The sequence below is a fragment of the Streptomyces plumbidurans genome, assembly GCF_019857225.1.
In the GTDB taxonomy this organism is placed as follows: Bacteria; Actinomycetota; Actinomycetes; order Streptomycetales; family Streptomycetaceae; genus Streptomyces; species Streptomyces plumbidurans.
Genome location: NZ_JAFJSY010000027.1, coordinates 51,252 through 64,506, shown reverse-complemented (window position 1 = coordinate 64,506; position 13,255 = coordinate 51,252). Strand labels below are relative to the sequence as shown.

Here is a 13,255-nt window from a genome sequence, read left to right as displayed (position 1 = left end):
GGGCACCGGACTCAGATCAGGTCCATCGCCGCGACCTCGTCGGGGCGGCCGTAGCTGACCGGTCCCTGGAAGCGGCGGCGGGCGGTGGCGAACCACCAGACGGTGGCGACGATGAGCACCACGGCGAGGGCGATCGGCGCGTAGTTGAAGGAGTCGGCCGTGATCGGGGAGGCCTGCGGCAGCATGAACAGCACGCTGCTCAGCACGATCCAGACCACCGCGACCACGCCCACCGGACGGCCCCAGCGGCCGAGGTTCCACGGACCTGGCTGGAACTCGCCGCCCAGCTGCAGCCGCAGCAGGATCGGCACGGCGTAGGCGAGGAAGAGACCGACGACGTTGACGCTGACGATGGCCGTGAACGCCGTGTGCGACCACCAGCCGGGCAGGACGAGCGCGAGCGAGCAGCCGACCGCGAGCCAGACGGCGTTGACGGGGGTGCGGGTGCGCGAGGAGACGGTGTGCCACCAGCGCGAACCGGGCATCGCGCCGTCCCGCGAGAAGGCGAAGATCTGCCGGGTGTTGCTGGTGAGATTCGCCAGACCGCAGAAGAGCATCGCGCCGATCACGATCAGCAGGAGCAGCTTGGCGGTGGTGAGACCGAGGCCGTCTATCAGAATCTGGACGGGCGGAGCGGAAGCGCCCGCCACATGGTCGTAGTCGTGAATGCTGTAGACCAGTGCGAGCATCAGGATCAGGCCGGTGATCGCCGAGTAACCGATCGCCCGTGTGATCCCCTTCGGGGCGTTGACGGTGGCCTGCACTGTTTCCTCGGACATGTGGAAGCTGCCGTCGAAGCCGGTGAAGGTCCAGCTGGTGACGAGCAGTCCGAGCATCCCGCCGTAAAGCCCGCTGGTGAAACCGGTGTTGTTCGCGAAATGCGTGACGAACGAAGCCGAGCGGTGGCTGTCGGGGCCGACGATCAGGGCGGTCACGATCACCACGAGACCGATCAGCAGCCACCACACCGAGATCCGGTTGAGGAGGGCGACCAACTGCACGGTGTAGGTGTTGGCCAGTCCCTGCAGCACGATGATCAGCGCCGTGATCAGCACGGTCTGGTGCGCGGTCGGCACGTACGAGGGCCACTGCAGGGCGACGAAGGCCTGGATGAAGGTGGCGGCCGCGTAGCCGGTGGCCGCCGTGCCGCCTATCTGGCCCACGAAGTTCAGCCATCCCGTGTACCAGGACCAGGCGCCCTTGTGCCGTTTGGCGAGTTTACCGGCGGAGAAATACAGCGCACCGCTCGTCGGATAGGCGGAGGCGACTTCCGCCATCGCGAGGCCGACGAAGAGCACCATGACGGAGACGCCGATCCAGCCGAATACCAGAATGCGGGGCCCACCGGCATTCATGCCGAATCCGAAGCTGGAGAAAATACCCGAGATGATATTGATGATGGTGAACGAGATGGCGAAGTTGTCGAACGCCTTGAAGCGACGCGTGAGTTTTCTCGGATAACCCATCGCATGCAGCGTGGCGTCGTCGTCCAGTTCGGCCCGACCTACTGTTCTCTCTGACACGTACCGGCCTTTCTCTATGGGGGGGACGGTCGTTCTCACGGGGGGACGGGAAGGCCGCAGGCGCGGCGGGCTCGGGACAGCTGCTCGGCCGGCTCCCCGAAGGCCGACCAGGGCATGCGGGAGGCGTAGGGCCCCATCGCGGAGAAGACCGCCCGTGCCTCGAACTCGCACTTGCCCATGACCAGCGCGTGCGCGAGGTAGGCCAGGTCGAGCACCGGCGTGAAGCGGTAACCGGCCACCGTGGGCAGCCAGTTCTGGTAGATCGCGAGGGCGGTGGAGCGCCACTGCGGCTGCTCCCAGAGGCGGTCGGCGAGCAGTTGGGCCGGGTTGTAGCTCTCGACCAGGGCGACGAGCGGGAGCAGGCGCAGCGGGGAGTCGGCGGAGGCGCGCTGGCCGAGGAAGGCGGCGACGTCCCAGGCGGCGTTCACGGAGCCGCCGTAGCGGCTGAAGAAGCAGGACAGGAAGCGGTGATGGGCCTCGCGGTGCCAGGGGTCGAGGGAGAGGATGTGCGCGAAGAGGCGCCAGGGGCCGGACGGCGCGGTGAGCAGTCCGCGCGGGGCGGGGTCGCTGATCCGGTGCAGCCGGGCCATCGCCAGCCGGGCCGTCCAGGGCGTGGGGTCACGGGGGTCCATCGCGGCGGCCCGGTCGCAGGCCGTCAGGGCGATCCGCTCCAGCGCCTCGGCCCGCTCGTCGCGGGTGTCTGCAGCGCGCAGCGCCCGCAGGACGGCGACCCGCGCCCACACCAGTGCGGCCTCGGCGCTCGGCTCCTCGTCCAGCCAGCGCTCGGTCAGGTCGGAGTCGGCCGCCTCGGAGGCGAGCACCAGGGAACGGTGGGCGCGCAGCCCGAAGTCCTGGCGCGTTTCGACGAGGGCCTCGTGGGCACTTCGGTAGCGGCCCGCACGCACGTCCACGCAGACGTTCGCGAGCAGGCGGTCGTCCGCCGCCGGATGCCACACATACTGGCCTTCGAATAACCCAGCGGCCATCTGCTCCTGTCTCCCCGTACGAACGCCTCGCACTTGGCACCTTGGTCAACTGTGCACCTGGCACCCTACTCAGCGGAGGGCGCAACCGGAACGTGGTTTTCGACATAGCCTGTCAAGGGTTTGCGGCGCGAATGTGACGGCCCGGCGGGCGACCCCCGACTAGTTCAAATCGGCACTATTTTCGGCCAGCCCATTCGCCCCGATTTCACCCACCATTAGAATGTTCCCCACGAATATGCCCGACCCCCGGCCCGTACCGCACAAGGAAACGACCATTCAAGAGCTCGCCACGTGGCTGCGCCGCCTGCCCCCGTCCTGCGGGCCGGTCCGTCTGATCGGCGTCGACGGACACGCCGGCTCCGGAAAGTCCACGTTCGCCGGGCAGTTGGCCGCGGCACTGGACCGGGCGCCCGTGCTGCACCTCGACGACATCGCCAACCACGACGAGCTCTTCGGCTGGACCGGCCGCCTCCTGTCGCAGGTGATCGAGCCGCTCGGGCGCGGCGAGCCGGCCGAGTACGCCCCCTACGACTGGCACGCGCGCCGCTTCGGGGCGCCCCGTCACCTGCCCCCCGCCCCGGTGGCCCTCGTCGAGGGCGTGGGCGCCGGCCGCCGCGCGCTGCGGCCGCACCTGGCCGCGCTGCTGTGGATGGAGGTAGCTCCCGAGGAGTCCTGGACACGTGGGCGGCGGCGGGACGGGGAGGAGCAGCGGGACTTCTGGGCCGGGTGGGTTTTGGCGGAGCGACGACACTTCGCCGAAGACCCTTCGCGGCCGTTCGCCGATCTTCTGGTGCGGCAGTTGGAGGAGGGTTACGAGGTGCTCCCGGGGCCCGCGACAACGGTTGGACCGGACCAGCCGTTCACGCACGGTGACGGACCAACGGCAGTGTGCTGAACTTGTGAAGACGACTGCCGTTCAACTTCCCGGAGTGCCTCAACTCCGCTTGACCGAGGGGCCGTACAGGACTTACGTTCTGAATGAGCGGCCATTCGAAGCCGCATGCAGACGCGAAGCCCCCGGTTGTTCCCCCGTGATCGGGGGCTTCGTTCTGCCCTCATTCCCCCTTTCCGGACGCTCCGAGGCGCGATTCGCTCACCCACGGTCACCGTCCGAAGTGCGCCCCCGTCTGCTCCCACCTCGTCAAACGGCCTGTGCGGCACCCTTCGGCGGGCGACACCGGCGCAGGTACGATGCCATCGGTGCGACCTGACAGACGGCTGCGCGCACCGCAACTCCGGTTCGCGGCACGACGTTTCGATCAAAGCGGCCGTTGGACGACGGCCCGGGGGTCAACCGACGGGGGCACGGTTTGTGGGGGACGTGATGGACTTCGGCACGCAGGGCCCCGAGGCCCCGGCCGACCTCGCCTGGCTGCGAGGCGTGGACGCCTACACCATGGGCGCCTATCCGCAGGCGGAGGAGGAGTTCCGGGCGGCGGTCCGGATGGATCCCGGGATGGCCGACGGCTGGCTCGGACTGCACGCGCTGCGCGTCGACACGACGACCGCGCTGCTGCGGATGTTCCGGCACCGGGACCGCTTCGGCGAGCAGCGCGCCCGGCACCGCCGCTCCCTCAACTCCTGGTACTGGCTCGGCTGGTGGGTGCAGCCCGTGCTGGAGAGCCCGCGCGATCTGCTGCTCGCGCACGCCTCGCACTGGCTGGACGGCCGCCATGTCCCGGAGCTGGACCGGGCGCTCGCCGGGCTGCCGCCCGTGGACACCGACCCGCAGGTCCGTTTTCTGCATGCCTGCCGTGCCTATCTGGTCAAGGACTGGGACCAGTTGGTCCGGCACACCGACCCGCTGATCGACGACGCCCTGCTCGGCATCGAGGCGGGCCTGTTCGGCGGCATGGCGCGGGTGCGCCTGGAGATGTACGGACAGGCCGAACCGCTGCTCGCGGCCGCCCTGATGCGCTGCCGCAGCGAGCAGCCGCAGCGCAAGGAGCTGCGCTACTGGCTGGCGCGGGCCCACGAGGGCACCGGCCGCTCGGCCGCCGCGCTCCCCCTGTACCGCGCCGTGCACCGCGTCGACCCCGCCTTCATGGACACCTCGGCCCGGCTCGCTGCGATCGCCGAGGGCGACGGGTACGACGAGTCCGCCGACCTCGCGGCGATCACGCTCTCCGGCGGCCAGGACGCCCTGGAGGGCCCCGACACCCTGGACCCGCTGTTCGGCGCCGAGGGCCGGGACCTCAGACTGTCCGACTCCGACCTGCCGCCCGTCGGCCCGCTTTCCTCGACGATCGACCCGGCCGTACGGCACAAGAACACCGGATCGTCCGGGTCCCCGCTGCCCGCGGGCCCCACCGACCCGCTGCTGCTGGAGGAGGCGCTCGCCGAGCTGGAGCGCATGGTGGGCCTCGAGCCGGTCAAGCGCCAGGTCAAGGCCCTGTCGGCGCAGCTGAACATGGCGCGGCTGCGGGCCGGTCAGGGCCTGCCGGTCCAGCCGCCCAAGCGGCACTTCGTCTTCTCCGGGCCCTCCGGCACCGGCAAGACCACCGTGGCGCGCATCCTCGGCCGGGTCTTCTACGCCCTCGGCCTGCTCGGCGGTGACCACCTGGTGGAGGCCCAGCGGGCCGACCTGGTCGGCGAGTACCTGGGCCAGACGGCCGTGAAGGCCAACGAGCTGATCGACTCCGCGATCGGCGGCGTGCTCTTCGTCGACGAGGCCTACTCCCTCTCCAACTCCGGCTACGGCAAGGGCGACGCGTACGGCGACGAGGCGCTGCAGGTGCTGCTGAAGCGGGCCGAGGACAACCGCGACCACCTGGTGGTCATCCTGGCCGGCTACCCCGAGGGCATGGACCGCCTGCTGGCGGCCAACCCCGGCTTGTCGTCCCGCTTCACGACCCGCGTCGACTTCCCGTCCTACCGACCGCTCGAACTCACCTCCATCGGCGAGGTCCTGGCCGCGGAGAACGGCGACGTGTGGGACGAGGAGGCGCTCGACGAGCTGCGCTCCATCGCCGGGCACGTGGTGGACCAGGGCTGGATCGACGAGCTGGGCAACGGACGATTCCTGCGCACGCTCTACGAGAAGAGCTGCGCGTACCGCGACCTGCGGCTGTCGATCTATCCGGGGACCTTGTCCCGTGACGACTTGTCGACATTGCGGCTGCCCGACCTGATGCAGGCCTACGGCGAGGTGCTGTCGGGGCGGGGGCCGCAGGATCCGTCCCCGATGTGACGGACCCCCGGCCCCAGGCCCCTGTTCCCCGGCCTCCGGTCCCGCGTCAGGCGGTCAGCGGTCAGCGGTCAGCGGTCAGGCGGTCGAGTGGTCAGGCGGTCAGCGCGTTCTCCGGCTCACCGCTGGCCCGCGGCTCGGTCACCTTCACCGGCGGCACGTCGCGGTGCGCCGGGTCCGTGACCTCGCCGACCAGGAGCTCCAGCACGTCCTCCAGGGCGACCAGGCCCAGCACCTTGCCGGACGCGTCGGCCACCTGGGCCAGATGCGTGGCCGCCCGACGCATCACCGTCAGGGCGTCGTCCAGGGGCAGTTCGGAGCGCAGGGTCGTCATCGGACGCCACAGCTGCTGCGGCACCGCCCGCTCGGAGTCCTCCAGGTCCAGTACGTCCTTCACATGCAGATAGCCCATGAAGGCGCCGTTCTCCGCGGCGATCGGGAACCGGGAGTACCCGGTGCGCGCGGTGAGTTCGACGATCCGGCCCGGGGTGACCGACGGCGGCACCGTCACCAGGGACTCCGCCCTCAGCAGGACGTCCGTCACCGGGCGGGAGCCCAACTCCAGTGCGTCCTCGAGGCGTTCCTGCTCCTCGGGGTCCAGCAGGCCCGCCTGGCCGGAGTCCTCCACCAGGCGGTTGAGCTGCTCGCTGGTGAAGACGGCCTCGACCTCGTCCTTGGGCTCGACCCGGAACAGCCGCAGGATCGCCTGCGCGCAGGCGCCGAGCGCGACGGTGATCGGCCTGCAGACGCGGGCGAAGGCCACCAGGCCGGGAGCGAGCCACACCGCGACCTTCTCCGGGGCCGCCATCGCCAGGTTCTTCGGGACCATCTCGCCGATGACGAGGTGGAAGAAGACGACCGCGGCGAGCGCGATGACATAGCCCAGCGGGTGGATCGTCCCGTCCGGAAGGTGGATCCACTCGAAGACCGGCTCCAGCAGATGCGCGACGGTCGGTTCGGCCACCGCGCCCAGCGTCAGCGAGCAGACGGTGATGCCGAACTGCGCCGCGGCCATCATCTGCGGCAGCCGCTCCAGGCCGTAGAGGACCTGGCGGGCGCGGGCCGTGCCGAGCGGTTCGATCTGGCTGCGGCGTACGGACACGAGCGCGAACTCGGCGCCGACGAAGAAGCCGTTGGTCAGCACCAGCAGGGCGGCGAACAGGAGTTGGAGCACGCTCATCGGGCGACCTCCACGACCGGTCCGGTGCGCACCAGCCGGACCCGCTCGGCGCGGTAGTGCCCCACGCGGCGCACGGTCAGCCGCCAGCCCGGCAGCTCGGCCCGGTCGCCGACGGCCGGGATCCGGCCGAGCCGGTCGGCGATCAGCCCGGCGACGGTCTCGTACGGCCCCTCGGGCACGTCCAGGCCTATGCGCTGCAGGATGTCGACACGGCAGCTGCCGTCGGCGTCCCAGGCGGGCCTGCCGTCCTCGGCCGGGGCGGCGGCGAGTTCGGGCACGTCCTGCCCGTCGTGCTCGTCGCGGACCTCGCCGACGATCTCCTCGACGATGTCCTCCAGGGTGACGACGCCCGCCGTGCCGCCGTACTCGTCGACGACGACCGCGATGGGCTGCTCGCTGCGCAGCTGGGCCAGCAGCGGCTGGACCGGCAGGGTCTCGGGAACGAGCAGCGCCGGGCGGGCGATGCGGCCGACGGGGGTGCGCAGCCGGTCGTGCGCCGGGACGGCCAGGGCGTCCTTGAGGTGGACCATGCCGACGACCTCGTCGATCCGCTCCTTGTAGACCGGGAAGCGGGACAGTCCGGTGGCACGGGTGAGGTTGACCACGTCCTCGGCGGTCGCCGACGACTGCAGCGCGCTCACCTTCACCCGCGGGGTCATCACGTGCTGCGCGGTCAGCTCGCCCAGCGACAGCGTCCGTACGAAGAGGTCGGCGGTGTCCTGTTCCAGGGCGCCGGCCTGGGCGGAGTGCCGGGCGAGGGAGACGAGTTCGCCGGGGGTGCGGGCGGAGGCCAGCTCCTGGGCGGGCTCGACGCCCAGGGCACGCACCAGGCGGTTGGCCACGGTGTTCAGCGCGGAGATGACCGGGCGGAACAGCCGGGCAAAGGCGTGCTGCGGGCCCGCGACGAAGCGCGCGACCTGCATCGGCTTGGACACCGCCCAGTTCTTGGGCACGAGCTCGCCGATGACCATCTGCACGGCGGAGGCCAGCAGCATGCCGACGACCACCGCGACCGAGGAGACCGCGCCGTCGGGGACGCCGACGGCCGTGAAGGGGCCGCGCAGCAGTGCCCCGAGCGCCGGTTCGGCGAGCATGCCGACGACGAGGGAGGTGATGGTGATGCCGAGCTGGGTGCCGGAGAGCTGGAAGGACAGCTGCCGCAGCGACTCGGCGACCCGGCGGGCCCGCTTGTCGCCTTCGGCCGCGGCCTTCTCGGCGTCCGTGGACTCGACCGTGACCAGGCCGAACTCCGCGGCGACGAAGAAGCCGTTGGCCAGGATCAGCAGGAAGGCCGCTGCGAGAAGGAGCAGGGGCGTGGTCATGATGCCGCCGCCTCGTGGTGCGAAGAGGGGACGGCGCAGGTACTACAGGACGATCCGTCCATCGCTGGAGGGAGTCACTCCTCGGGTAGCAGGGGCCCGCTGAGGGCCGGTGGAGACCGGCGGGAGCATCAGCGGTGGAGGCGCAACGACAGCGCCTCCGACAACAGATTAATCAAGACAAGGGGTACTACGGCAGTGCGGACTTGTCCCGGGCGGCTCTCAGATCGCCCGGGACCGCCCCGATCAGCCCTGATGCTGCTCAGGATCCCTGACGGACCGGGCCTCCGCGAGGGCGCGCAGGGTGCGCGCGTCGGCGATGGCGCGCTGCTTGGCGATGCCCGGCTGGATGCCGAGCGCGGGCAGGCTGGTGCCGTCGCTGAGGTTGAGGAACACCCAGGGATCGCCGGGCCGCAGGTTCACCTGCACGATCTCGGCCCAGGCCAGGCGCCGCCTGCCGACGATGTTCACGACCGTGACGCCGGACTCGTCGGCGACGACCTTCACCCGGCCCAGCTGGGCGAGCACGGCGAACAGCAGCGCGGCCGTGAGGACGAAGCTCATGCGCTCGCCCGGGCCGAGGTGCTCGAGCAGCAGCGCGACCGTCGTGATGACCACGAAGATCACGGCACCGGAGGCGAGCAGGACGGCGCGGGTGCGGCCCGGCCGGAACGTGACGGGAAGAGCGGGCAGCTCGGACATCTCTGCGTACCCCTCAGAGACGGCAGGCGTGGATGGCAGTGGTCAGGATGGCCCGGGCGCCGATCGCGTACAGGTCGTCCATGATGCGCTGGGCGTCCTTGGTGGGGACCATGGCACGGACGGCGACCCAGCCCTCGTTGTGCAGCGGGGAGATGGTCGGGGACTCCAGACCCGGGGTGAGGGCCACGGCCTTCTCCAGCTGCTCGACGCGGCAGTCGTAGTCCATCATCACGTACGTCCGGGCCACCAGGACACCCTGGAGGCGGCGCAGGAACTGCTGGACCTTGGGCTCGGCGCTCTCATCGGCGTCGGCGCCCGTACGGCGGATCACGACGGCCTCGGACTTCATGATCGGCTCGCCGAAGACCTCCAGGCCCGCGTTGCGCAGCGAGGTGCCGGTCTCGACGACGTCGGCGATGACCTCGGCGACGCCCAGCTCGATCGCCGTCTCCACGGCGCCGTCGAGGTGGACGACGGAGGCGTCGACGCCGTGCTCGGTGAGGTGACCCTCGACGATGCCCTCGTAGGAGGTGGCGACCGTCCTGCCCTTCAGGTCCGCCAGTCCGTTCGCGGTGCCCGGCTTGGCGGCGAAGCGGAAGGTGGAGCGGGCGAAGCCGAGCGGGAGGATCTCCTCGGCGTGGGCGCCGGAGTCGATCAGCAGATCGCGGCCGGTGATGCCGATGTCGAGCTTCCCGGAGGAGACGTAGATCGCGATGTCGCGGGGGCGGAGGTAGAAGAACTCGACCTCGTTCGACGGGTCGACGGTGCGCAGTTCCTTGGACTCGCGGCGCTGGCGGTAGCCGGCCTCATGCAGCATCTCCGCCGCAGGGCCTGACAGGGAACCCTTGTTGGGGACGGCGATGCGCAGCATGAGGTCGGCTTCCTTTGCGTGATGGGGTGGGTGTGCTCTGAGCCGGGGCGGCTTACAGATGGGCGTAGACGTCGTCCAGGGAGATGCCGCGGGCGACCATCATCACCTGGACGTGGTACAGCAGCTGCGAGATCTCCTCGGCGGCTGCCTCCTTGCCCTCGTGCTCGGCGGCCATCCATACCTCGGCGGCCTCTTCGACGACCTTCTTGCCGATGGCATGGACGCCCTTGCCGACCAGTTCTGCGGTACGGGAAGTGGCGGGGTCGCCGTGGGCGGCCTTGTGCTGGAGCTCGGTGAAGAGCTCCTCGAACGTCTTCTTGGACATGGTGACGCTCAGCCTATGCCACACACCGGATGTGTCAGTGCCACGGTTCGGATACTGAGCGGAGCGTGGCCGCGGTCGCCACCGCCGCGGTCACCGCCTCGTGGCCCTTGTCCTCGTTGGAGCCGGGCAGACCGGCCCGGTCCAGGGCCTGCTCCTCGTTGTCACAGGTGAGCAGGCCGAAGCCGACCGGCACCCCGGTGTCGACGCAGACCTGGGTGAGGCCCTGGGTGACGCCCTGGCACACGTAGTCGAAGTGGGGGGTGCCGCCGCGGATGACGACGCCCAGGGCGACGATCGCGTCGTAGCCGCGGCCCGCGAGGGCCTTGGCGACGACCGGGAGTTCCCAGCTGCCGGGCACCCGCAGCAGGGTCGGCTCGTCGATCCCGAGGTCGTGCAGGGCGCGCAGTGCGCCGTCCACCAGGCCGTCCATCACCTTCTCGTGCCACTGCGCCGCGATGACGGCGACCCTGAGGTCCCCGACGTTCCGTACCGACAGCTCCGGTGCGCCCTTGCCGCTCACGTTCCCGTGTCTCCTTCGTGCCTTTTGAACATGTCTTACTGGTTGCCGCAGGTGGACGCGGGAGCCGTGTCCAGCCAGGGCAGATCGTGCCCCATCCGGTCCCGCTTGGTGCGCAGGTAGCGGAGGTTGTGCTCGCCCGCCTGCACCGGCATCGGCTCGCGGCCGGAGACCGCGATGCCGTGGCGGACCAGTGCGTCGGTCTTGTCGGGGTTGTTGGTCATCAGGCGGACGCTCCGAACGCCGAGGTCCGCCAGTATCTGCGCGCCCGCGCCGTAGTCGCGGGCGTCGGCGGGCAGGCCCAGTTCGAGGTTGGCGTCGAGGGTGTCGCGGCCGCGCTCCTGGAGTTCGTACGCGCGCAGCTTGGACAGCAGCCCGATGCCGCGGCCCTCGTGCCCGCGCAGGTAGACCACCACTCCCCTGCCCTCGGCCTGGATGCGCTTCAGGGAGGCGTCCAGCTGGGGGCCGCAGTCGCAGCGCAGGGAGGCGAAGATGTCGCCGGTCAGGCACTCGGAGTGGACCCGGACGAGGACGTCCTCGCCGTCGCCGATCTCGCCGTGGACGAGGGCGACGTGCTCGACGCCGTCGACGGTGGAGCGGTAGCCGTAGGCCGTGAACTGGCCGTGTTTGGTGGGCAGTTGGGTCTCGGCCTCGCGGCGGACCGTGGGCTCGGAGGCTCGGCGGTAGGCGATCAGGTCCTCGATGGAGATGATCGTCAGGCCGTGCTTGCGGGCGAACGGGATCAGTTCGGGCAGCCGCAGCATCCGGCCGTCCTCGCCGGCGATCTCGACGATCGCGCCGGCCGGGCGCAGTCCCGCGAGCCGGGCCAGGTCCACGGCGGCCTCGGTGTGGCCGTCGCGGGTCAGGACCCCGCCGGACCTGGCGCGCAGCGGGAAGATATGGCCGGGGCGCACGAAGTCGGACGGTTCGGCGTCGCCGCTCGCCAGCAGCTGGAGCGTGGTGGCGCGGTCGGCTGCCGAGATGCCGGTGGTGACGCCGTGCGCGGCGGAGGCGTCGACGGAGACCGTGAACGCGGTCCTCATCGACTCGGTGTTGTCGTCCACCATCTGCGGCAGCTTCAGCCGGTCCAGCTCCTCGCCCTCCATGGGGGCGCAGATCAGGCCGCGGCACTCGCTCATCATGAAGGCGACGATCTCGGGGGTGATTTTCTCGGCGGCGACGACGAGGTCGCCCTCGTTCTCGCGGTCCTCGTCGTCGACCACCACGATGGGGCGGCCGGCCGCGATGTCGGCGACGGCCTGCTCGATCGGGTCGAGCGACCAGTCCTCGATGCCGTCGGTGCTGTAGAGAATGGGTGCCGAAGTCATGCCGGCGCTCCTTCCAGGACGGGCCGCGCGCCGTCGCGGGAGCGCAGCCACCAGTCGCGCATGCCCCACAGGACGAGTGCGCCGTAGATGACGTAGACGAAGCCGGAGAAGGCGTAGCCGTTGGCGAAGTTGAGGGGGACGCCGACGACGTCCACCAGGAGCCAGGCGATCCAGAACTCGACCATGCCGCGGGCCTGCGCGTACATGGCGACGACGGTGCCGACGAAGATGTAGGCGTCGGGCCAGGGGTCCCAGGACAGCGACGGGTAGGCCTTGAACAGGAGGGCGACCGCGACCGTGCCGACCGCGGCGGCGGCGACCATCGCGCCGCGCTCCCGCCAGGTGGCGAACCGCGGGACGATGTGGCCGTCCTGCGCCCGGTCCTTGCTGCGGCTCCACTGCCACCAGCCGTACAGGGCTACGGCCATGACGACGGTCTGCTTGCCCGCGCTGCCGGCCAGATGGCCGTAGAAGGCGACGAAGAGGACCAGGCCGGAGAGGAACTGCACCGGCCAGGTCAGCAGGGAGCGGCGCCAGCCGAGGGCGAGGGTGATCAGGCCGAGGACGTTGCCGATCATGTCCGACCAGATGATGTGCTGGCCGAACAGGGTGAACGCCTCGGAGTTCAGCCAGTTCACCGGTCTGCTCCCTGAGCGCTGCCGAGCAGGCGCTCGACGTACTTGGCGACGACGTCGACCTCGAGGTTGACCGGGTCGCCGGGCTGCTTGTGGCCGAGCGTGGTCAGGGCGAGGGTGGTCGGGATGAGGCTGACCGTGAAGTAGTCGGGGCCCGCGTCGACCACGGTGAGGCTGATGCCGTCGACGGTGATCGAGCCCTTCTCCACGACATAGCGGGTCAGGTCCGCGGGGAGGGAGACCTTGACGATCTCCCAGTGGTCGGAGGGCTTGCGCTCCAGGATCTGGCCCGTGCCGTCGACATGGCCCTGCACGATGTGGCCGCCGAGGCGGGCGCCGACGGCCATGGGGCGTTCGAGGTTGGCGCGGGAGCCCACGGAGAGTGCGCCGAGGCTGGAGCGGACGAGGGTCTCGGCCATGACGTCGGCGGTGAACTCGTCGCCCTCGTGGTCCACGACCGTGAGGCATACGCCGTTCACCGCGATGGAGTCACCGTGTTTCGCGCCCTCGGTGACGACGGGGCCGCGCACTCGGAAGCGACAGGCGTCGCCGAGGTCCTCGACGGCGGTGATCTCGCCCAGCTCTTCGACGATTCCGGTGAACACTTCCCGGGTCCTCCCTCTTCGGGCACGGACTCCGGGGCCTGTCGATGACGACAGAATGAACGGGCGAGGACACCGGG

13 protein-coding genes are annotated in these 13,255 nt (G+C 70.4%); 2 read left to right on the top strand and 11 right to left on the bottom strand.

The genetic code is table 11. The features are described 5' to 3' along the window. Positions 1-11: 11 nt before the first annotated feature. Complete coding sequence (locus tag JYK17_RS19190) at positions 12-1,466, bottom strand: amino acid permease (protein ID WP_181362442.1); 1,455 nt, start codon at positions 1,464-1,466, stop codon at positions 12-14. 92 nt (positions 1,467-1,558) lie between these two features. Continuing rightward, complete coding sequence (locus tag JYK17_RS19185) at positions 1,559-2,509, bottom strand: hypothetical protein (protein WP_181362431.1); 951 nt, start codon at positions 2,507-2,509, stop codon at positions 1,559-1,561. Between the two features lie 235 nt (positions 2,510-2,744). Here JYK17_RS19185 and JYK17_RS19180 point away from each other — a divergent pair, with 235 nt between their 5' ends. Further along, positions 2,745-3,404 (top strand): uridine kinase family protein, encoded by a 660-nt coding sequence (locus JYK17_RS19180; RefSeq protein ID WP_234547548.1) that lies wholly within the window; start codon positions 2,745-2,747, stop codon positions 3,402-3,404. A gap of 429 nt (positions 3,405-3,833) precedes the next feature. Then, positions 3,834-5,699 (top strand): AAA family ATPase, encoded by a 1,866-nt coding sequence (locus tag JYK17_RS19175; protein ID WP_128803618.1) that lies wholly within the window; start codon positions 3,834-3,836, stop codon positions 5,697-5,699. A gap of 91 nt (positions 5,700-5,790) precedes the next feature. Here JYK17_RS19175 and JYK17_RS19170 read toward each other — a convergent pair whose 3' ends face one another. The 9 genes from JYK17_RS19170 to JYK17_RS19130 all read right to left on the bottom strand — a co-directional run bounded on the left by JYK17_RS19170 (position 5,791) and on the right by JYK17_RS19130 (position 13,178). Next, positions 5,791-6,876 carry a hemolysin family protein gene (locus JYK17_RS19170; protein ID WP_108011252.1) on the bottom strand — a complete coding sequence of 362 codons (1,086 nt, stop codon included), beginning with the start codon at positions 6,874-6,876 and terminating at the stop codon, positions 5,791-5,793. Continuing rightward, positions 6,873-8,198, bottom strand: a complete 1,326-nt coding sequence (locus JYK17_RS19165; RefSeq protein WP_108011254.1) for a hemolysin family protein — start codon at positions 8,196-8,198, stop codon at positions 6,873-6,875. The genes JYK17_RS19170 and JYK17_RS19165 overlap by 4 nt, the downstream gene beginning before the upstream one ends. Before the next feature lie 243 nt (positions 8,199-8,441). Further along, positions 8,442-8,897, bottom strand: a complete 456-nt coding sequence (locus tag JYK17_RS19160; RefSeq protein ID WP_108011256.1) for a PH domain-containing protein — start codon at positions 8,895-8,897, stop codon at positions 8,442-8,444. 13 nt (positions 8,898-8,910) lie between these two features. Then, positions 8,911-9,768, bottom strand: a complete 858-nt coding sequence (hisG, locus tag JYK17_RS19155; protein WP_108011258.1) for an ATP phosphoribosyltransferase — start codon at positions 9,766-9,768, stop codon at positions 8,911-8,913. A 52-nt stretch (positions 9,769-9,820) separates the two neighbouring features. Next, positions 9,821-10,093, bottom strand: a complete 273-nt coding sequence (locus tag JYK17_RS19150; RefSeq protein WP_016434182.1) for a phosphoribosyl-ATP diphosphatase — start codon at positions 10,091-10,093, stop codon at positions 9,821-9,823. A 34-nt stretch (positions 10,094-10,127) separates the two neighbouring features. Then, complete coding sequence (gene ribH / locus JYK17_RS19145; RefSeq protein ID WP_108011261.1) at positions 10,128-10,613, bottom strand: 6,7-dimethyl-8-ribityllumazine synthase; 486 nt, start codon at positions 10,611-10,613, stop codon at positions 10,128-10,130. A gap of 35 nt (positions 10,614-10,648) precedes the next feature. Continuing rightward, a complete protein-coding gene (locus JYK17_RS19140; protein WP_128803616.1) occupies positions 10,649-11,938 on the bottom strand; it encodes a bifunctional 3,4-dihydroxy-2-butanone-4-phosphate synthase/GTP cyclohydrolase II in 1,290 nt (429 codons plus the stop codon). Beyond that, entirely contained in the window at positions 11,935-12,576 is a 642-nt protein-coding gene (gene pnuC, locus JYK17_RS19135) for a nicotinamide riboside transporter PnuC (RefSeq protein WP_108011266.1), read from the bottom strand. The genes JYK17_RS19140 and pnuC overlap by 4 nt, the downstream gene beginning before the upstream one ends. Beyond that, entirely contained in the window at positions 12,573-13,178 is a 606-nt protein-coding gene (locus JYK17_RS19130) for a riboflavin synthase (protein ID WP_108011268.1), read from the bottom strand. Before JYK17_RS19130 ends, pnuC begins: the two co-directional genes overlap by 4 nt. Positions 13,179-13,255 lie beyond the last annotated feature (77 nt).

Bases quoted from the DNA above. Each gene is read 5' to 3' on its own strand.
- JYK17_RS19185 (WP_181362431.1), bottom strand. From the start codon at position 2,509: ATGGCCGCTGGGTTATTCGAAGGCCAGTATGTGTGGCATCCGGCGGCG.
- JYK17_RS19190 (WP_181362442.1), bottom strand. From the start codon at position 1,466: ATGGGTTATCCGAGAAAACTCACGCGTCGCTTCAAGGCGTTCGACAAC.
- JYK17_RS19170 (WP_108011252.1), bottom strand. From the start codon at position 6,876: ATGAGCGTGCTCCAACTCCTGTTCGCCGCCCTGCTGGTGCTGACCAAC.
- JYK17_RS19165 (WP_108011254.1), bottom strand. From the start codon at position 8,198: ATGACCACGCCCCTGCTCCTTCTCGCAGCGGCCTTCCTGCTGATCCTG.
- JYK17_RS19175 (WP_128803618.1), top strand. From the start codon at position 3,834: ATGGACTTCGGCACGCAGGGCCCCGAGGCCCCGGCCGACCTCGCCTGG.
- JYK17_RS19140 (WP_128803616.1), bottom strand. From the start codon at position 11,938: ATGACTTCGGCACCCATTCTCTACAGCACCGACGGCATCGAGGACTGG.
- JYK17_RS19150 (WP_016434182.1), bottom strand. From the start codon at position 10,093: ATGTCCAAGAAGACGTTCGAGGAGCTCTTCACCGAGCTCCAGCACAAG.
- JYK17_RS19180 (WP_234547548.1), top strand. From the start codon at position 2,745: ATGCCCGACCCCCGGCCCGTACCGCACAAGGAAACGACCATTCAAGAG.
- hisG (WP_108011258.1), bottom strand. From the start codon at position 9,768: ATGCTGCGCATCGCCGTCCCCAACAAGGGTTCCCTGTCAGGCCCTGCG.
- JYK17_RS19160 (WP_108011256.1), bottom strand. From the start codon at position 8,897: ATGTCCGAGCTGCCCGCTCTTCCCGTCACGTTCCGGCCGGGCCGCACC.